This is a genomic window from Nocardioides hungaricus (assembly GCF_054782915.1).
The window spans coordinates 113,749-131,951 of the sequence record NZ_BAAGRO010000001.1 but is presented as its reverse complement, the minus strand read 5'-3'; the positions used below and the strand labels follow the sequence as shown (position 1 = coordinate 131,951).

The window sequence follows — 18,203 nt, the reverse complement described above, 5'->3', positions numbered from 1 at the left end:
GCGTGCTTGCGTGGGGGACGGGGTCATGAGTGGATCCCGCACTCGGTCTTGGCGGTGCCGGCCCAGCGGCCGCTGCGGGGGTCCTCGCCGGGCGCGACGCGGCGGGTGCACGGCCAGCAGCCGATCGAGGGGTAGCCGTCGTAGACGAGCGGGTTCACGAGTACGCCGTTCTCGGCGACGTACCGCTCGACCTGCTCGTCGGACCAGCGGGCGAGCGGGGAGACCTTGACCTTGCCCTTCTTGGCGTCCCAGCCGATCACCGGCGCGATCACCCGGTGGTGGGTCTCCGCGCGGCGCAGCCCGGTCGCCCAGGCGTCGTACCCCTCCAGCGAGTCGGCGAGCGGACGGACCTTGCGCAGCGCGCAGCACAGGTCCGGGTCGGTCTTGTAGAGGTCCTCGCCGTACGCCGCGTCCTGCTCGGCCACGGTCTGCGCCGGCGTGATCGTGCGCAGGGTGACCGGCATCGTCGCCTCGACCGCGTCGCGGGTGCCGATCGTCTCGGCGAAGTGGTAGCCGGTGTCGAGGAAGACCACGTCGATGCCCGGCGCGACCTTCGCGGCGACGTCGGCGAGGACGGCGTCGCCCATCGACGAGGTTACGCAGAAGCGCTCGCCGAAGGTCGCCACGGCCCACTCGATGATGTGCTCGGCCGGGGCGAGCTCGAGCTCGGCGCCCCAGTGGGACACCAGCTCGCGCAGCTCCTCCGGCGAGCGGCCGTGGGTCTCGGTGCCGCGGAAGGCCCGGGCGGACCGGGTGGTGGCGGCGCTCATGCCGCGCCGCCCGACGGTCCGGAGGGTCGCAACAGCCCGATCAGCTTCAGGCCGAAGGCGCGCATGCAGGAGCGGCACTCCCACGCGCCGTGCGCGCCCTCGTGCGGGCGCAGGTCCTCGTCGCCGCAGTACGGGCAGTGGAAGGGGACCGCGCGCTCGCTCACGACGGCACCCCCGCCAGCGTCTTCTCACCGCGGACCAGGTCCTCGTCGGCGCGCAGCACCCAGGTCATGAACGACTCGCCGGCCTCGCGGTCGGCCAGGTAGTTCGTGACCACGGCGGTGATGTAGTCGTCGAGCCCGGCGCTGGTGACCTTGTGGGCGCGCAGCTTGCGGCCGAAGTTCGCCTGCAGGCCGGTCGCGCCGCCCAGGTGCACCTGGAAGCCCTCGACCTGCTCGCCCTCGTGCATCACCAGCTGGCCCTTGAGGCCGATGTCGGCGACCTGGGTGCGGGCGCAGGCGTTCGGGCAGCCGTTCACGTTGACGGTGATCGGGGTGTCCAGCTCGGGGAAGCGCCGCTCGAGCTCGGCGACCAGGTCGCGGGCGCGGTCCTTGGTGTCGACGATCGCGAGCTTGCAGAACTCGATGCCGGTGCAGGCCATCGTGTTGCGCCGCCAGTTCGACGGCCGCGCCGACAGCCCGATCGCGTCGAGGGCGTCGAGCAGCGGCTCGACGACGTCCGGCTCCACGCCGATCAGCACGATCTTCTGGTACGGCGTGAGGCGGGCTCCCGCGACGGCGTACTCCTCCATCAGGTCGGCGAGCCGCACCAGGAGGGTGCCCGAGACCCGGCCGGCGACCGGCGCGATCCCGACGTACTTCTGGCCGTCCTTCTGGTCGTGCACGCCGATGTGGTCGCGGTGGCCGATCGGGGAGGCCGGCGACGCGCAGGTGACGAGGGGGCGCCCGAGGTACTCGTTCTCCATCACCTCGCGGAACTTCGCCACCCCCCAGTCCTGCACGAGGAACTTCAGGCGGGCCCGCGAGCGCAGCCGGCGGTAGCCGTAATCGCGGAAGATCGAGGCGACGGCCTCCCACGCGTCCGGGACCTCCTCGACCGGGATCCAGACGCCCATCCTCTGCGCGAGCATCGGGTTGGTCGACAGGCCGCCGCCGACCCAGAGGTCGAAGCCGGGGCCGTGCTCGGGGTGCACCGTGCCGACGAAGGCCACGTCGTTCACCTCGGGCGCGACGTCGTGGGAGGGGTGGCCGGTCAGCGCGGTCTTGAACTTCCGCGGGAAGTTCGCGAAGTCCGGGTTGCCGATGTAGCGCCGCTCGATCTCGGCCAGCGCCGAGGTGCCGTCGATGATCTCGTCCACGGCGACGCCGGCGACCGGCGAGCCGAGGAAGGGCCGCGGCGAGTCGCCGCAGGCCTCGAGGCTGTGCAGCCCGGAGGCGTCGAGCCGCTCCCAGATCGCCGGGACGTCCTCGATGCGGATCCAGTGGTACTGGATGTTCTCGCGGTCGGTGACGTCGGCGGTGTCGCGGGCGTAGTCGACGCCGATGCCGCCGAGGGTGCGGACGGTGTCGGGGGCGAGCAGCTTGCCGTCGGAGCGGACCCGCAGCATGAAGTAGCGGTCGTCGAGCTCCTCCTCGAGGATCGCGGTCTTGCCGCCGTCGATGCCGGGCCTGCGCTGGGTGTAGAGGCCCATCCAGCGGAACCGGCCGCGCAGGTCGGCGGGGTCGATCGAGTCGAAGCCGCGCTGGGAGTAGACGTGGAGGATCCGGTCGCGGACGTTGAGCGGGCTGTCGTCCTTCTTGGACTGCTCGTTCTTGTTCAGCGGCTCGGTGTAGCCGAGCGCCCACTGGCCCTCGCCGCGCTTGGGGCGGGGGATCTCGGTGCGCTCGGCGCGCTTGGCGGTGAAGCGGAGGTCGGACATGGGTGTCGGTTCCTTGACGTTCCTGGGAGACGTTCCTGGGCGGTCGGCCCGCGATGCTCGACCGGCGTCGTTGCCGGGAGCTCAGCGCGCCAGGGCGGGAAGGCTGGTCAGGAGGGCCAACACATCATGCTGCGCGTACGACCGAGATCCACATGGCGCCGGGCCACGAGATACGCATGGGTCGCAGCGGAGATCATGTCAAGGAGTCTCACGGGGTGGACGCGCTCGCCACAACCCGAAATCCCATGGAATGAGACAGTCATCCGCGATTTGAGACACGGGCGAGCACGCCCGCCTCACGACCGGAGGGACTGCGGGCCACGTCACACCGCGCGGTGCCCTACGCTGCCCCTCATGAGCGACGCCTCCCTCGACTCCCTGACCAGCAGCGCGTACCGCCAGGCCCTCGAGGTGATCGCCTCGGTTGAGCCGCGGATCGCCGAGGCCACCCGCCAGGAGCTCGTCGACCAGCGAGGTTCGCTCAAGCTGATCGCCTCGGAGAACTACGCCTCGCCCGCCGTGCTGCTCACCATGGGCACCTGGCTCAGCGACAAGTACGCCGAGGGTACGGTCGGGCACCGGTTCTACGCCGGCTGCCAGAACGTCGACACCGTCGAGGCCCTCGCCGCCGAGCACGCCCGGGAGCTGTTCGGCGCGCCGTACGCCTATGCCCAGCCGCACTCCGGCATCGACGCGAACCTGGTCGCCTTCTGGTCGATCCTCGCCCACCGGGTCGAGACCCCCGCGCTGGAGAAGCTGGGGGCGAAGAACGTCAACGAGCTGACCGAGGAGGACTGGGAGTCGCTGCGCCACGAGCTCGGCAACCAGCGCCTGCTCGGCATGTCGCTGGACGCCGGCGGCCACCTCACCCACGGCTTCCGTCCCAACATCAGCGGCAAGATGTTCCACCAGCAGCAGTACGGCACCGACCCCGAGACCGGGCTGCTCGACTACGACGCGGTCGCCGCCAAGGCCCGCGAGTTCAGACCGCTCGTGCTCGTCGCCGGCTACTCGGCGTACCCCCGCCGCGTGAACTTCGCGAAGATGCGCGAGATCGCCGACGAAGTCGGCGCCACCCTGATGGTGGACATGGCGCATTTCGCCGGCCTCGTGGCCGGCAAGGTGTTCACCGGCGACGAGGATCCGGTGCCGCACGCCCACGTCGTCACGACCACGACGCACAAGTCGCTGCGCGGTCCGCGCGGCGGCCTCGTGCTCGCGCAGGAGGAGTACGCCGCCGACGTCGATCGCGGCTGCCCGATGGTCCTCGGCGGCCCGCTGTCGCACATCATGGCCGCGAAGGCGGTCGCGCTCGCCGAGGCCCGGCAGCCGGCGTTCCGCACCTACGCCCAGCGGATCGCCGACAACGCGAAGTCCCTCGCCGACGGGTTCCTCTCCCGGGGCGCGACGCTGGTCACCGGCGGCACCGACAACCACATCGTCCTGCTCGACGTCTCCTCCTTCGGCCTCACCGGCCGCCAGGCCGAGTCGGCGCTGCTCGACGCGGGCGTGGTCACCAACCGCAACTCGGTCCCGCAGGACCCCAACGGCGCCTGGTACACCTCCGGCATCCGGCTCGGGACGCCCGCGCTCACGACCCGCGGCTTCGGCCACGACGAGTTCGACCGGGTCGCCGAGCTGATCGTGCACGTCCTGCAGAGCACCCGACCCGGCACCACCAAGGACGGCCGGCCGTCCAAGGCGTCGTACTCGCTCGGGGAGGGCGTGGCCGACAAGGTGCGCGACGCCTCCGCCGAGATGCTCGACCGGCACCCGCTCTACCCTGGCATCGACCTCAGCTAGGAGACGGGTCGTCCGCCCGAGGGCGGCGTATTGCCCGTCGAGAGGCGGACGACCCGCTCAGACGACCGGCGTCGCCCGCTCCACGATCGCGCGGAGGTCGCCGCCGGGGAGCGCGCCGAAGGTGCCGTCGTACGCCGAGCCGAGGCGCGAGGCGCAGAAGACGTCGGCGACCTCGGGCGGGGCGTGGCGGACGAGCAGCGAACCCTGCAGGACTGCCGCCATCCGGCCGGCAAGCCGGCGGGCGCTCGCCTCCAGACGGTCCGGCTCGCCCATGAGTGAGCCGAGCAGGGCCAGGGTGTCGTCGATGGCGCGGTCGAGGCGCGGGTCGCCGCCGCGGGCGCGGCCGACCTCGGTGATCCAGGCGTCGAGCGCCTCGGGCTCGCGGCCGAGCGCGCGCAGCACGTCGAGCGCGTTGACGTTGCCCGAGCCCTCCCACACCGAGTTGAGCGGCGCCTCGCGGTAGAGCAGCGGCAGGCCGGACTCCTCGACGTACCCGTTGCCGCCCAGGCACTCCAGCGTCTCGGCCACGAGGGCCGGCGTGCGCTTGCACACCCAGAACTTCGCCAGCGGCAGCGCGATCCGGCGCAGCGCCGCCTCGTGCGGGTCGGCGACGCCGTCGACCGCGGCCGCGAGCCGCATCGCCAGCACGATGGCGGCCTCCGCCTCGACGGCGAGGTCGGCGAGCACGTTCTGCATCAGCGGCTTGTCGGCCAGCAGCGAGCCGAAGGCCGAGCGGTGCGACGCGTGCCAGGTCGCCTCGTTCACCGCGCGCCGCATCAGGGAGGCCGAGCCGAGCACGCAGTCGAGCCGGGTCGCGGCCACCATCTCGATGATCGTCCGCACGCCTCTGCCCTCGTCGCCGAGCCGCTGGGCGAGGGTGCCGTCGAGCTCCAACTCCGACGAGGCGTTCGAGCGGTTGCCGAGCTTGTCCTTGAGGCGGACGACGTCCAGCCGGTTGCGCGTGCCGTCGGGCAGCACCCGCGGCACCACGAAGCACGTCAGTGCTGAATCCTCCGGCCGACCCGCCGCCTGCGCGAGCACGAGGAACACGTCGTTCATCGGCGCGGAGGTGAACCACTTGTGCCCGTGCAGCGTGTACTCGCCGTCCACCGAGGTCGGCCGCGCCTCGGTGACGTTGGCCCGCACGTCGGAGCCGCCCTGCTTCTCGGTCATGCCCATGCCGGCCAGCGCGCCGCGCTTCGAGGACGCGAGCCGGACGCCGGGGTCGTAGGCCGTCGACGCCAGCAGCGGCGTCCACTCCTTGGCGAGCGCCTCGTCCGCGCGGAGAGCCGGTACGGCGGCGTACGTCATCGAGATCGGGCACCCGTGGCCGGGCTCGGTGTGCGACCACGCCAGGAAGCCGGCCGCCCGCCGGACGTGGGCGTACGGCGACCCGGCGTCCTGCTGCTCCCACGGCCGCGCGGCCAGCCCGTGCCCGACCGCGCGCTCCATCAGCCAGTGCCAGGACGGGTGGAACTCCACCTCGTCGACCCGGTTGCCGTACCGGTCGTAGCTCACCAGCCGCGGGTGGTGCTCGTTGGCGAGCATCCCGTGCTCGCGGGCCTCGGCCGACCCGGCCTGGGCGCCGATCCCGGCGAGATCCTCGACCACCTCGGCGGAGGCGTGCCGGGTCACCGCCTCGACGAGGGCGGGGTCGCCCGTGACGACGTTGTGACCCGCCAGCGGCGGCGGCTGGTTCGTGGCTACCCGGATCTCCGAACGCATGCCCTTACGTTAGATCCATGTCCGGGGCCGAGAGCGTGGAGCGTGCCGTCGTGGCCCGGCTCCACCGGCTCCGCGAGCTGGTCTGGCGCCTGGTCGTCACGACCGTGGCCTCCTGCCTGAGGTACCGCGTCACCGGGCTGGCCGCCGAGGCGGCGTTCTTCGCCGTGCTGTCGGTGCCGCCGCTGATCTTCGCGATGGCCGGCGCGATCGGCTTCGTGACCGACCGGTTCAGCGCGGCCCAGGTGGAGGACGTGCGGCAGGCGGTGATCGACCTGTCCGGCCGCGCGCTCACCGAGAACGCCGTGGACCGGATCATCACCCCGACCATCGACGACGTCCTCCAGGGCGGCCGGTTCGACATCATCTCGCTCGGCTTCGTGCTCGCGCTGTGGTCCGGCTCGCGCGCCCTCAACGTCTTCGTCGACACCATCACGATCATGCACGGGCTCGGCGGCCACCGCGGGATCGTGAAGACCCGGGCGCTGTCCTTCGGGCTCTACGTCCTGGCGATGGTCACCGGGGTCGTCTCGATCCCGCTGATGGTGGCGGGGCCGGGCCTGGTCGAGGACTGGCTGCCGGAGCGGGCGGACTTCCTGATGGCGTTCTACTGGCCGGTCGTCCTGGTCATCTGCATCTGCTTCCTCGCGACGCTCTACCACGTCTCCGTGCCGGTGCGGACCAACTGGAGCTTCAACCTGCCCGGCGCGACGTTCTCGCTGTTCTGCTGGGTCGTCGGCTCCTACGTGCTGCGCTGGTTCCTCACCGCCACCTCGACCGACTCCAAGTCGATCTACGGGCCGCTGGCCGCGCCGATCGCGGTGCTGCTGTGGCTCTACCTGGTCTCGATCGCGGTGCTCATCGGGGCCGCGGTCAACGCCGCCTTCGACGAGGTCTTCCCGCAGAAGGCGACCACGCGTGCGCGACTCGAGCTCGTGCAGCGGCTGCGCCGCCTCGGCTCGCGCGCCGGGACCGAGTAGGTTCACCCCCGTGCCGGAGGACTCCAGCGACATCACGCAGGGCCGCGTTCGCGGCAAGCTGTCGCTTCCCGACCCCGGCCGCTCCCCGTGGTGGGAGCTGGGCCGCCGGCTGCTGCTGGCGCTGGCGATCCTGGTCGGCACCGTGCTGCTGGTCTGGATCGACCGGCGGGCCTACGTCGACGGCAACGACCCGACCGGGAAGGTCGACCTGATCGACTCGATCTACTACACGACCGTCACGCTGAGCACGACCGGGTACGGCGACATCGCGCCGGTCGAGTCGCACGCCCGCCTGATCAACGCCTTCGTCGTCACCCCGCTCCGCATCGCCTTCCTGGTGCTGCTGATCGGGACCACCCTCGAGGTGCTCGCCTCGCAGGGCCGTGAGCTGTTCCGGACCGCCCGCTGGAGGAAGCACATGTCTGCCCACGTCGTCGTCATCGGCTACGGCACCAAGGGCCGGGCCGCCGTCGACACCCTGGTCAACAACGGCCAGGACCGCGAGGGGATCGTGGTCGTCGACCCGGGGGCCACGGCCCTCCAGGAGGCGCACGCCGACGGGCTCGCGGTCGTCACCGGCGACGCCACCCGCCAGGACGTGCTGCGCCGGGCCGGCGTCGAGGACGCCAGCCAGGTGATCATCACGACCAACCGCGACGACTCGAACGTCCTCGCCACGCTCACCGTGCGCCAGCTCAACCCCGAGGTCTGGATCGTCGCCGCCGTCCGTGAGCAGGAGAACGTCGCCCTGATGCGCCAGTCCGGCGCCAACTCCGTCATCACCTCCTCCGACGCGGTCGGCCGGCTGCTCGGGCTGTCGTCGCTGTCGCCGACGCTCGGCTCGGTGATGGAGGACCTGCTCACCTACGGCGAGGGGCTCGAGGTCGCCGAGCGCGACCTGCTCGTCAACGAGGTCGGCCGGCAGCCGCAGTCGCTGCCCGACCAGGTGATCGCCGTGGTGCGCGACGAGAAGGTCTACCGCTACTTCGACCCGGTCGTGACGCTGCTCGCCCGCGGCGACCGGCTGATCGTCGTACGCCCGGCCAAGGAGCTGCCCTGGGCACCCCGACCCGGCACCCACGACGAGGAGCTCGCCGACGACGCGTGATCTCGCTGCGGCGCGGGTCCCACACTCCGGGCGGCTCCTGGGGCTAGCCTGCTGTCACGTCAGTGGGGGCCTGCAACAGGGGCTGAGTGTGGGAGTGGGGATGCCGGGCGACCGGAAGACGCCGCATGCGGTCGTGCGTCCCGGCTGGGCCTTCGGGTTCGCCGGGCTGCTGGTGCTGCTCGCGCTCGGGACCGATCGCGCCGGCTACGAGGCCCCGGGCTTCGGCACCGCGCTCCCGGCCGGCGGCATCGCGGTCCTGTGGTTCGTGCTGCGCGGGGTCCGCGTCCTCAGCGTCGAGACCGTCCTGCTCGGCCTGGTCGCCTTCGGCGCCAACCTGGTCCTGGGATCCGAGCCGGACCTGGCCGGAGCAATGGCCGGTGCGGTCGTCGTGCAGACCCTCGCGGTGGTGCTGCTCCTGCGGCGGCTGTGCCCTGAGCTGTGGGCCTGTGGCGGCGACCGGCCGCTGGACCGGCCGCGCGCGCTCGCCCGGTACGTCGCCGCGCTCGTGCTCGGGACCGCCCTCGGCGCCGTCCTCGCGACCGTCGGCTGGACCCTCGTCACCGGCGACGACCTCGACCTCGGCGGGCTGCTGTGGTTCGGTCGCAACCTCTGCAGCGCGCTGATCGTGGTCACGGTCGGCCTGCTGATCGGCGAGCGCGCGACCTCCGAGCGGCCCCGGCCGCGGCTGCTCAGCGGCGCCGGCTGGCTGGAGCTGTTCGCGGCCACGGCGTTCACCGTCGGGATGTACGTGCTGGCGTTCTGGTTCGAGGAGCTGCCGCTGGCCTTCCCGCTGCTGGCCGCGACGGTGTGGTTCGGCCTGCGGTTCTCGACCCTGCTCAGCGGCGTGCACTCGTTCCTCGCCGGCCTCGCGACGATCTCCCTCACCGCGGCCGGGATCGGCCCGTTCGCGGCGGTCGCGCGCGTCGACGCCGGCTACCTCCTCGCGGAGTTCTACGTCGCCACGATCGTGATCACCGGGCTCGCGCTGTCCACCGGCCGCGACGAGCGGCAGGCGCTGGCCGAGGAGCTGCGGCGCACCCGCGAGGAGGCGGAGTACCAGGCCAGCGTGCGCGAGGCGGTCATCGGCTCGATGAACGAGGGCCTCTTCGTGGTCGACGACCGCGGCCGGATGCTGCTGCAGAACGCGGCCGCCGCCGCGATCTTCGGCCTCGACGAGGACGCCGTGACCCGCGACGAGCTCGCCGCCCGTGCGGACCGCTGGGCCGACGGCACGCCGCTCCTCCTCGCCGACCGGCCCTCCCACCGGGCGCTCGCGGGGCAGACGGTCCGCGACGCCGAGATCCTGCTGTCGGTGCCCGACCAGCCGGACCGCGTGGTCTCCGTGTCCGCCGTACCCCTCCCGCCCGACGGGCGCGGCCGCGCCCGGGCGCTGGTGATCTTCCGCGACACCACGACCGAGCACGCCCGGCGCGAGGAGCTGGCGGCGTTCGCCGGAGTCGTCGCCCACGACCTGCGCAACCCGCTCGCGGCGATCGACGGCTGGACCGAGATGATCGCCGACGAGCTCGACTCCGGTGGGCTGGACGCGCAGCTGGCCCGGGAGTTCGTCTCGCGGGTGCGCTCGTCCTCGCGCCGGATGCGCGAGCTGATCCGCGACCTCCTCGCACACGCGACGAGCAGCGCCCGCGACCTCGAGATGACCCGCGTCGAGGTGTGCGCGCTCGCTCGCGAGGTCGCCGCGGCCCGGCACGCGGAGACGAGCGTCCGGTGCGAGGCGGTCCCGCCGGTCATGGCCGACCCCGTCCTGGTCCGGCAGGTGCTCGACAACCTGATCGGCAACGCGCTCAAGTACGTCGCCCCGGGCGTCGAGCCGTGCGTCACCGTGCGCGGGAGCGCAGAGCAGCCCGGCTTCGTCACCGTCCGGGTCGCCGACAACGGCATCGGCATCCCGCGGGGCGAGGAGGAGCAGATCTTCGAGGAGTTCCACCGGGCGCACTACCGCGACTACGAGGGCAGCGGCCTGGGCCTGTCCATCGTGCGCCGGATCGTCGGCCGGCACGACGGCACCATCGTCGCGCTGCCCAACCCGTCGGGCCAGGGGACCGTCTTCGAGTTCACGCTCCCGGCGTACGACGGCTGAGTAAGAGGTTCCGCCGGGAGGGGGCGCGGCAGGCGATCACCTACTGGCAGGACCTCTCATCCCACCCCGGCGGGTGAGCCGCCGACCCGCTGCGGTCACGGATCCTGCCGCTGGACCATCGCGTCGCGACTTCCTCCAGATTCCCTCAACCGGCCGCGCAGACCGGCCGGTTCCGCCTACGCTCTTCTCGGACCGCGCAGGTGACCCGAGACGCCGGCGCGGTCCACCTCCCGGGGACGGACCCGGGACGCATCGTCGACAGGGAGGTGGCCCGAGGTCGTCGCTGCCCTCGGGCCCTCCCTGTCCTCGCGCGGATCAGAACTCGAAGACGATCCGCGCCGGCGCGCGCCCGCTCAGGACGTCGTCGATCGCGCCGTTCACCTCGTCCAGCTTGCGGGTCTCCGCGACGACGCGGGTACGGCCGCGGGCGTGGAGGTCGAAGACCTCGGCGAGGTCCTGGCGGGTGCCGACGATCGAGCCGATCACCGAGACGCCCTTGAGCACGGTCGAGAAGATCGGCAGGCTCATCGGCCCGTCGGTCTCGGGCGGCAGCCCGACGCACACGAGGCGGCCGCCGCGGCGCAGCGCGGCGAGGGCCTGCTCGAAGACCGAGGGGATCACGGCGAGTACGACGGCGACGTCCGCGCCGCCCAGCGCCTCGATCGCGGCCACCGGGTCGGTGGTGCGGGCGTTGACGACGTGGTCCGCGCCGAGCTCGCGGGCGAGCTCGAGCTTCTCGTCCTCGACGTCGACCGCGATCACGGTGCCGCCCACCAGCCGCGCGTACTGCACCGCGAGGTGGCCCAGGCCGCCGATGCCGAAGACCGCCACCCGCTCGGCCGGACGGATGCCGGCGACCTTGATCGCCTTGTAGGTGGTGACGCCCGCGCACGTCAGCGGCGCGGCGTCTCGGGGGTCGACCCCGGTGGGCACCGGGACGACGTAGGCGGCGTCCGCGACGGCGTACTCGGCGAAGGTGCCGTCGATGGAGTAGCCGGAGTTCTGCTGCTCCTCGCACAGGGTCTCCCAGCCGGAGATGCAGTGGTCGCAGTGGCCGCAGGCGTGGCCGAGCCACGGGATCGCGACCCGGTCGCCGACGGCGCGATGGGTGACGCCGGGGCCGAGCGCCTCGACGACGCCGACGCCCTCGTGGCCGGGGACGAACGGCGGGGTCGGCTTGACCGGCCAGTCGCCGTGGGCGGCGTGGATGTCGGTGTGGCACAGGCCGCTGACCTCGATGCGGACCAGGACCTGGCCGGGGCCGGGCTCGGGGACCGGGCGGTCCTGGAGCTCCAGCGGAGTGGTGAAGCTGGTGACGACGGCTGCCTTCATGGCGTCCTCCCTTGGGTGAGGCCTCCACCGTCGCCCCGGCCCCGCGGGGGACGGCAGGGCAGAAGGTCCCGTCGGGGGAGCGTCGTTGGTCACGCCCGCAGGAGGGCGGCCCGGCCGGCCTCCCACCGCGCCACCGGCACCCGGTACGGCGAGCAGGAGACGTAGTCGAGGCCGACGGTCTCGAAGAACCGGATCGACGCCGGGTCGCCGCCGTGCTCGCCGCAGACGCCGAGGTGGAGGTCCGGCCGGGTCTCCCGGCCGAGCCGGGCGGCGAGCCGCACGAGCTCTCCCACCCCGTCGACGTCGATCGACTCGAACGGCGAGACCGGCAGGATCCCGAGATCCCGGTACGCCGGGAAGAACTCGGCCTCCACGTCGTCGCGCGAGAAGCCCCACGTCATCTGGGTCAGGTCGTTGGTGCCGAACGAGAAGAAGTCCGCGGCGCCGGCGATCCGGTCGGCGGTGACGGCGGCCCGCGGCACCTCGATCATGGTGCCGATCGGGACCGCGAGGTCCACGCCGCGCTCCCCGGCGACCGTCGCGACGACCTCCTCGAGGCGGGAGCGGACGTGGCCGAGCTCCCGCTCGCTGGCCACCAGCGGCACCATCAGCTCCGGCCGGGGGTCGGCACCGCCGGCGAGCAGGTCGGCGGTGGCCTCGGCGACGGCGCGGGCCTGCATCGCGAACAGACCCGGCAGCACGATCCCGAGCCGCACGCCCCGCAGGCCGAGCATCGGGTTCTGCTCGTGCAGGCGGCGTACGGCGTCGAGCAGCTCGTGGTCCACGGCGCCGTCGGAGCCGTCGGCCTGCCGTTCGTCGGCGAGCGCGACCCGGACGGCGAGGTCGGTCAGGTCGGGCAGGAACTCGTGCAGCGGCGGGTCCAGCAGCCGGATCGTCACCGGCAGGCCGTCCATCGCCGCCAGGATCCCGGCGAAGTCCGCGCGCTGGAGCGGGAGCAGCGCGGCGAGCGCCGCCTCCCGCGCCGTCTCGTCCGTGGCCACGATCAGGCGCTCGACGAGCTCGCGCCGGTCGCCGAGGAACATGTGCTCGGTGCGGCACAGGCCGATGCCGGCCGCCCCGAAGCGGCGGGCCCGAGCGGCGTCGTCCGGGGTGTCGGCGTTGGCCCGCACGGCCAGGCGGCGTACGCCGTCCGCGTGCGCGAGCAGCCGCAGCACCGCGTCGGCGACCGGGTCGTCGGCCGGGTCGCTGGCCGGCTCGCCCTCCAGCCGGCGGACGAGCGCGGCCTCCTCGACCGGGACGGCGCCCACGAAGACCTCACCGGTGCCGCCGTCGATGGAGATCACCTCGCCCTCGGCGACGTCCGGGCCGCCGCCCACCGTCAGCCGGCGGGCGTCGAGGTCGATCGCGATCGCGTCCGCGCCGCAGACGCAGGTGCGGCCCATGCCGCGCGCCACCACCGCCGCGTGCGAGGTCTTGCCGCCGCGGCTGGTCAGCACCCCGCGGGCGGCGACCATGCCGGGCAGGTCGTCCGGGGTCGTCTCCTTGCGGACCAGGATCACGTCCGCGCCCCCCGCCGCCCAGGCCACCGCCGTCTCGCAGTCCAGGGCGACCCGGCCGACGGCCGCGCCGGGGGAGGCGCTCATGCCGGTCGCCACCGGGGTCCGGTCGGGATCGGCGGCGAACCGCGGGAACATCAGCGCCCCGATCTGGTCCCCGCTCACCCGGCACAGGGCCTCGTCGAGGTCGATCAGGCCCTCCGCGGCCAGGTCGGCCGCGATCCGCACTGCCGCCCGCGGCGTGCGCTTGCCGACCCGGGTCTGCAGCATCCACAGCTTCCCGTCCTCGACGGTGAACTCCAGGTCGCACATGTCGCGGTAGTGCCGCTCCAGTGTCGCCATCACGCCGAGCAGCTCGTCGTACGACGCCGGGTCGAGCTCGGCGAGCGCGGACAGCGGCACCGTGTTGCGGATGCCGGCGACGACGTCCTCGCCCTGCGCGTCGGGCAGGTAGTCGCCGTACACCCCCTGGTCGCCGGTGCCCGGGTCGCGGGTGAAGCAGACCCCGGACCCCGAGGACGGGCCCCGGTTGCCGAACACCATCGCCTGGACGTTCACGGCGGTCCCGAGGTCGTCGGGGATCCGCTCCTGGCGCCGGTACAGCGCGGCGCGCGGGGTGTTCCACGACGCGAAGACGGCGCGGATGGCCAGGCGCAGCTGCTCGCGCGGATCCTGCGGGAAGTCGCGACCGGTGCGCTCCCGGACGATCGCCTTGAAGTCCTCGACGACCGCGCGCAGCTGGCCGGCGTCGAGCCGGTCGCCGGCGTCCATCCGCTCGGAGAACGCCGCGCCGTCGATGCCGAGCACGGTGGTGCCGAACATCTGGAGCAGCCGCCGGTAGGAGTCGGCCGCGAACCGCTCGTCGCCGTGTCGCCGGGCGAGGCCGACGACCGAGGCGTCGTTGAGGCCGACGTCGAGGACGGTCTCCATCATCCCGGGCATCGAGAACTTCGCTCCCGACCGGACCGCCACCAGCAGCGGGTCGTCCGGGTCGCCGAGCCGCCGGCCCATCCGCTCCTCCAGCGCGGCCAGGTGGGCGTCGACCTCGTCCTCGAGCCCGGCCGGCTCGGACCCGGCGGCGAGGAAGGCCCGGCAGGCGTCGGTCGAGATCGTGAAGCCCGGAGGCACCGGCAGCCCGAGCCGGGTCATCTCGGCGAGGTTCGCGCCCTTGCCGCCGAGCAGGTCCTTCTGGTCCATGCCGCCCTGGTCGAAGCCGTACACGTAGCTGCCCATGGATCGAGGGTGCACCCGGCGGGCGCCGGTGGCGAGGGCCGATGGTCCCACGCGCGGCCGTCGGGCGGGCCGCCGGGCAGGATGGGGTCGTGCTCGTGTTGGACGGCGGCCTCTCGACGGCCCTGGAGGACCAGGGTGCCGACCTGTCCGGCGCCCTCTGGACCGCGCGGCTGCTCGCCGAGGAGCCGGAGCGGATCGCGGCCGCCCACCGCGCGTTCTACCTCGCCGGCGCTCAGGTGGCCACCACGGCCAGCTACCAGGCCAGCGTCGACGGCTTCGCCGCCGCCGGCCACGACGACGCCGCGGCGCTCATCACGCGGAGCGTCACCCTCGCGCGCGAGGTCCGCGACTCCCTGGCCGACGCCCCGGGCGGCTCCCTGGGCGGCGGGGGCCGGCTCGTCGCCGCGTCGGTCGGGCCGTACGGCGCCTACCTGGCCGACGGCTCGGAGTACCGCGGCCGCTACGGCGTCGGCGCCGGCCGGCTCCGCGACTTCCACCTGCCCCGCCTCGAGCTGCTCGCCGCGGCCGGGCCCGACCTGGTCGCCGTGGAGACGATCCCCGACCTCGACGAGGCCGAGGTGCTCGTGCCGCTGCTCGACGAGGTCGGCCTCCCGGCGTGGTTCAGCTACTCCGTCCGGGGCGGTGCCACGTGCGCCGGCCAGCCGCTCGACGACGCCTACGCGGTGCTGGCCGGCAGCCGGGCCCTCGTCGCCGCGGGGGTGAACTGCTCGGCGCAGGAGGACGTGCTGGGCGCCGTACGCACGGCGGTCGAGGTCACCGGCCTGCCGGCCGTCGCCTACCCGAACCGCGGCGGCAGCTGGGACGCCGACGCCAGGCGGTGGGCGTACGGCGGGCCGCTCGACCTCGACCTGGTCGAGGAGTGGGCGCGGGCCGGTGCCGCCTACGTCGGCGGCTGCTGCGGCGCCGGCCCGGCCGACATCGCCGCGCTGGCCCGGCGGGTCGCCGCGATCAGCTGACGTCGACCTCGACGACGCCGGGGACGGTGTGCGCCACCACGTGGGCGAGGGACCGCTCCGCCGCGCCGGACGGGCCGCTGACGCGCACGCAGCCCTCGTCGACCTCGACCAGCCAGTCGCCGTGGCCGAGGTCGACGAGCAGCTCGTCGATGTCGGCCGCGATCACGTCGTCGGCGCGGGCCAGGGCCTGCACCACGTCGCTGCGGCTGAGGACGCCGAGCAGCCGGCCGTCGGCGTCGACCACCGGCAGGCTCTTGGCCGACGTCACCGTCATCATCTCGACGGCAGCGGCGACGTCGTCGTCGGCGTGGACCGAGACCGCCGCGCGGGTGTAGACCTCGTCGACCGTGTGCGGCGCGAAGAGCGGCCGCATCTCGATCGGCCGCTCCTGGGCGCGGGGGTCGCGCGCCACGAGGTCGCGGATCAGGTCGGCCTCGCTCACGATGCCGAGCAGCCGCCGGTGGCGGTCGACGACCGGCATCGAGGTGATGCCCAGCTCGGCGAGGCGGGTGATCGCCTCCTTGACGCTGCTGTCCGCGGTCACGGTCTGCGGATCGGGCGTCATCAGGTCACGGACGAGCATCGGTGCCTCCTACGGTCGGGGGTGCGCTCCAGAGCCGGCGGCCGGTCACGGCGTCCGGCTCGACGCGCACGAACAGGCTGCGCGGACCGACCGGCCACACCCGCAGGTCCGCGAGGGTGTCCGGTACGTCGAGGTGGTCGACGAGCCCGGCGGTGCCGCGGACGACCACGCTCCAGGCGCCCCGGCCGTCGGGCTCGATCCGGTCGACCTCGACCACCACGTCGGTGCCGTCGCACTCGCGGGCGAGCGCCGTACCCGGGTCGGTGCGGAACCACAGGGCCCCGCCGTCGACGGCGTAGTTGACCGGCACCAGGGCGATGCCGTCGGCGCCCTGCCAGGCGACGCGGGCGATGTCGGCGTCCTCGAGCAGCGCCCAGCAGTCGTAGGCGACGAGGGTCGCGACGTTGCCGGTGCTCATGCCCATACCGTCGGTCCGCACGCCCGGCGCCGCCCAGACCGATCGGTCCCGAACCCTCGGGACCAACGGCCCTGCCGTCGCGCCGCTCCGGAGCCCAGAGTGGGGACGAGGAGGGATTCCGATGAACGGATACGAAGTTCTCGTCGCCGTCGGACCCGACGGCGTCCACGAGGGTGTGCTCGGCCTGGCGGTGGCCGAGGCGGAACGGAGGGGGACCGGAGTCCTCCTGCTGCATGTGGTGCACGGCCAGGGGGAGACTCCTTCGCTCCAGCAGGCGCTGACCGCGGTCGGGCGGGCGGTGCTGACCGACGCCTCGAACCGACTCGAGGGCCGCATCCCCCACACCACCGAGATCGCGACCGGGCCGGTCGCCGCGACCATCGCCGAGCGCGCCGCGCGCGACGGCCTGGTCGTGCTGGAGCGGCGCGACGCCGGCACGATGGAGCGGCTGCTCACCATGTCGGTCTCCACCCGGGTGGCCGCGCATGCGCAGGCACCGGTCGTCGTCGTACCGGCCGGCTGGACCGTGCCTCTCGAGGAGCAGCCGGTCGCCGTCGCCCTCGACGAGCCGCTCCTGGTGAATGCACAGGTCCGGGCGGCGCTGGCCCACGCCCGGGCCGCGGGGCGGCGGCTCGTGGTGCTGCACGCGGTCTGGCTGGCCGAGCCGTACCAGGACCTGCTGTTCAGCAACGACACCCGCGAGCGGTGGATCCACGAGGCCGAGGACGTGCTGCGGCACTCCCTGACCGAGCTCGGGCCGATCGACGACGTCGACCTCGACGTGCGGTGGCGGCGGCCGGTCGACGCGCTCGTCGGCGCCACCCGGACCTCGTCGATGCTCGTGCTCGGCCGGCGCCCCGGACACCTCGGCGTCCACCTCGGCGCCCTGACCCGCACGGTCCTCCGGCATGCGGAGGGGCCGGTGATGGTGGTCGACCGGTCATGACCGACCGGCCCACCCCGGACCGTCCCGTCGCGGTGCTCGACGAGGAGGAGTGCTGGACGCTGCTCGCCGCCGAGCGGTTCGGCCGGCTCGGCTACCGCCTGGTCGACGAGATCCATGTGGTGCCGGTCAACTACGGCCTGCACGACGGCTCGCTCGTCGTACGCACCGCCGCCGGCAACAAGCTGCTCGCCGCCGAGCTGGAGTCCGAGGTGGGCTTCGAGATCGACGGCTTCGAGGACGACGACCTCGCCTGGTCGGTGCTGGTCCGCGGGCGGCTGCGCCACCTCGACGAGCAGCAGGCGCGGATCGTGGGGGAGAGCGTGCCGTCGTGGGTGCCGATGCTGCTCCGGTACGACGTGCTCGAGATCGTGCCCGCCACGGTGACCGGACGCCGGTTCCTCATCCAGCGGGGCTGACCAGTCCTCTCGGCCACCGTGCGCCTGGCCGAGAGGACTGGACCGGGAGCGCGCCGTCCTTGCCGACGGGCCGGTCCGCTCGGTCTACTGAGCCCATCAGCCGGCGAGGGGGACGGTCCCGTCCTCGTCCCCGGGAGGTCGCCATGGAGTGGAACGCCGTGTTCCTCGTGGCCGTCGCCGTCGCCGTCCTCGTCGGCGTCTTCGCCTAGCCTCGCCGAGTGTCGGGGCCGCGAACCTCGGCTACTGCAGGCGGTCGCGCCGGCACTCAGGCCGCGAGCCCGGTGAGGTGCTTGGTGTCCGAGCCCCGCGACAGGTGGCGCGGCGTGCGAGCGCAGGTGACCTGCTGCGCGCTGTGCCGGCTGCCAACCGGTGCCGAGCATGTCGAACTCCCTGGCCAAGCGGGAGTGAGTGGACATGG

15 protein-coding genes are annotated in these 18,203 nt (G+C 73.4%); 7 read left to right on the top strand and 8 right to left on the bottom strand.

The features are described 5' to 3' along the window. Positions 1-23: 23 nt before the first annotated feature. Genes ACYVKX_RS00650 through ACYVKX_RS00640 form a run of 3 tightly spaced genes read right to left on the bottom strand, consistent with a single transcriptional unit; the run spans position 24 to position 2,649 of the window. Complete coding sequence (locus ACYVKX_RS00650; protein ID WP_460828560.1) at positions 24-770, bottom strand: phosphoadenylyl-sulfate reductase; 747 nt, start codon at positions 768-770, stop codon at positions 24-26. Further along, positions 767-934 carry a hypothetical protein gene (locus ACYVKX_RS00645; protein WP_460828559.1) on the bottom strand — a complete coding sequence of 56 codons (168 nt, stop codon included), beginning with the start codon at positions 932-934 and terminating at the stop codon, positions 767-769. Before ACYVKX_RS00645 ends, ACYVKX_RS00650 begins: the two co-directional genes overlap by 4 nt. Next, the gene (locus ACYVKX_RS00640; RefSeq protein ID WP_460828558.1) at positions 931-2,649 is read right to left on the bottom strand and encodes a nitrite/sulfite reductase; all 1,719 of its coding nucleotides are present in this window, start codon (positions 2,647-2,649) and stop codon (positions 931-933) included. Before ACYVKX_RS00640 ends, ACYVKX_RS00645 begins: the two co-directional genes overlap by 4 nt. A 354-nt stretch (positions 2,650-3,003) precedes the next feature. Here ACYVKX_RS00640 and ACYVKX_RS00635 point away from each other — a divergent pair, with 354 nt between their 5' ends. Continuing rightward, entirely contained in the window at positions 3,004-4,452 is a 1,449-nt protein-coding gene (locus tag ACYVKX_RS00635; protein ID WP_460828557.1) for a glycine hydroxymethyltransferase, read from the top strand. Positions 4,453-4,509: 57 nt separating this feature from the next. On the opposite strand, the gene ACYVKX_RS00630 is transcribed toward ACYVKX_RS00635, so the two are convergent. Then, positions 4,510-6,177: an acyl-CoA dehydrogenase family protein gene (locus ACYVKX_RS00630; RefSeq protein ID WP_460828556.1), complete on the bottom strand. Its 1,668-nt coding sequence runs from the start codon at positions 6,175-6,177 to the stop codon at positions 4,510-4,512. A gap of 17 nt (positions 6,178-6,194) precedes the next feature. On the opposite strand from ACYVKX_RS00630, the gene ACYVKX_RS00625 reads away from it, so the two are divergent. The 3 genes from ACYVKX_RS00625 to ACYVKX_RS00615 all read left to right on the top strand — a co-directional run bounded on the left by ACYVKX_RS00625 (position 6,195) and on the right by ACYVKX_RS00615 (position 10,363). Continuing rightward, positions 6,195-7,154, top strand: coding sequence for a YihY/virulence factor BrkB family protein (locus ACYVKX_RS00625; RefSeq protein WP_460828555.1), 960 nt, complete (start codon positions 6,195-6,197; stop codon positions 7,152-7,154). Positions 7,155-7,164: 10 nt separating this feature from the next. Then, positions 7,165-8,262, top strand: a complete 1,098-nt coding sequence (locus tag ACYVKX_RS00620; RefSeq protein WP_460828554.1) for a potassium channel family protein — start codon at positions 7,165-7,167, stop codon at positions 8,260-8,262. 100 nt (positions 8,263-8,362) lie between these two features. After that, positions 8,363-10,363, top strand: coding sequence for an ATP-binding protein (locus tag ACYVKX_RS00615; protein WP_460828553.1), 2,001 nt, complete (start codon positions 8,363-8,365; stop codon positions 10,361-10,363). A 315-nt stretch (positions 10,364-10,678) separates the two neighbouring features. Here ACYVKX_RS00615 and adhP read toward each other — a convergent pair whose 3' ends face one another. Both adhP and ppdK read right to left on the bottom strand, forming a co-directional pair. Next, positions 10,679-11,695: an alcohol dehydrogenase AdhP gene (gene adhP / locus ACYVKX_RS00610; RefSeq protein WP_460828552.1), complete on the bottom strand. Its 1,017-nt coding sequence runs from the start codon at positions 11,693-11,695 to the stop codon at positions 10,679-10,681. 89 nt (positions 11,696-11,784) lie between these two features. Further along, positions 11,785-14,445, bottom strand: a complete 2,661-nt coding sequence (gene ppdK, locus ACYVKX_RS00605) for a pyruvate, phosphate dikinase (protein ID WP_460828551.1) — start codon at positions 14,443-14,445, stop codon at positions 11,785-11,787. Between the two features lie 89 nt (positions 14,446-14,534). Between ppdK and mmuM the strand changes: the two genes are divergently transcribed. Beyond that, complete coding sequence (gene mmuM, locus ACYVKX_RS00600) at positions 14,535-15,422, top strand: homocysteine S-methyltransferase (protein ID WP_460828550.1); 888 nt, start codon at positions 14,535-14,537, stop codon at positions 15,420-15,422. Here the strand turns inward: mmuM and ACYVKX_RS00595 are convergent. Both ACYVKX_RS00595 and ACYVKX_RS00590 read right to left on the bottom strand, forming a co-directional pair. Beyond that, the gene (locus tag ACYVKX_RS00595) at positions 15,415-16,005 is read right to left on the bottom strand and encodes a CBS domain-containing protein (protein ID WP_460828549.1); all 591 of its coding nucleotides are present in this window, start codon (positions 16,003-16,005) and stop codon (positions 15,415-15,417) included. The two genes, mmuM and ACYVKX_RS00595, sit on opposite strands and share 8 nt — an antisense overlap. Continuing rightward, positions 15,992-16,423: a pyridoxamine 5'-phosphate oxidase family protein gene (locus ACYVKX_RS00590; protein WP_460828548.1), complete on the bottom strand. Its 432-nt coding sequence runs from the start codon at positions 16,421-16,423 to the stop codon at positions 15,992-15,994. Before ACYVKX_RS00590 ends, ACYVKX_RS00595 begins: the two co-directional genes overlap by 14 nt. Before the next feature lie 121 nt (positions 16,424-16,544). Between ACYVKX_RS00590 and ACYVKX_RS00585 the strand changes: the two genes are divergently transcribed. Beyond that, on the top strand, positions 16,545-17,369 hold the full coding sequence (locus tag ACYVKX_RS00585) for a universal stress protein (RefSeq protein WP_460828547.1): 825 nt from the start codon (positions 16,545-16,547) through the stop codon (positions 17,367-17,369). Continuing rightward, a complete protein-coding gene (locus ACYVKX_RS00580; RefSeq protein ID WP_460828546.1) occupies positions 17,366-17,785 on the top strand; it encodes a pyridoxamine 5'-phosphate oxidase family protein in 420 nt (139 codons plus the stop codon). Before ACYVKX_RS00585 ends, ACYVKX_RS00580 begins: the two co-directional genes overlap by 4 nt. Positions 17,786-18,203: the final 418 nt, after the last annotated feature.

What these genes read in the sequence shown, in the direction of transcription:
- adhP (WP_460828552.1), bottom strand. Translation starts at nt 11,695, where the DNA reads ATGAAGGCAGCCGTCGTCACCAGCTTCACCACTCCGCTGGAGCTCCAG.
- ACYVKX_RS00640 (WP_460828558.1), bottom strand. Translation starts at nt 2,649, where the DNA reads ATGTCCGACCTCCGCTTCACCGCCAAGCGCGCCGAGCGCACCGAGATC.
- ACYVKX_RS00590 (WP_460828548.1), bottom strand. Translation starts at nt 16,423, where the DNA reads ATGAGCACCGGCAACGTCGCGACCCTCGTCGCCTACGACTGCTGGGCG.
- ACYVKX_RS00595 (WP_460828549.1), bottom strand. Translation starts at nt 16,005, where the DNA reads ATGCTCGTCCGTGACCTGATGACGCCCGATCCGCAGACCGTGACCGCG.
- ACYVKX_RS00630 (WP_460828556.1), bottom strand. Translation starts at nt 6,177, where the DNA reads ATGCGTTCGGAGATCCGGGTAGCCACGAACCAGCCGCCGCCGCTGGCG.
- ACYVKX_RS00625 (WP_460828555.1), top strand. Translation starts at nt 6,195, where the DNA reads ATGTCCGGGGCCGAGAGCGTGGAGCGTGCCGTCGTGGCCCGGCTCCAC.
- ACYVKX_RS00580 (WP_460828546.1), top strand. Translation starts at nt 17,366, where the DNA reads ATGACCGACCGGCCCACCCCGGACCGTCCCGTCGCGGTGCTCGACGAG.
- ACYVKX_RS00585 (WP_460828547.1), top strand. Translation starts at nt 16,545, where the DNA reads ATGAACGGATACGAAGTTCTCGTCGCCGTCGGACCCGACGGCGTCCAC.
- ACYVKX_RS00650 (WP_460828560.1), bottom strand. Translation starts at nt 770, where the DNA reads ATGAGCGCCGCCACCACCCGGTCCGCCCGGGCCTTCCGCGGCACCGAG.
- ACYVKX_RS00635 (WP_460828557.1), top strand. Translation starts at nt 3,004, where the DNA reads ATGAGCGACGCCTCCCTCGACTCCCTGACCAGCAGCGCGTACCGCCAG.
- ACYVKX_RS00615 (WP_460828553.1), top strand. Translation starts at nt 8,363, where the DNA reads ATGCCGGGCGACCGGAAGACGCCGCATGCGGTCGTGCGTCCCGGCTGG.
- ppdK (WP_460828551.1), bottom strand. Translation starts at nt 14,445, where the DNA reads ATGGGCAGCTACGTGTACGGCTTCGACCAGGGCGGCATGGACCAGAAG.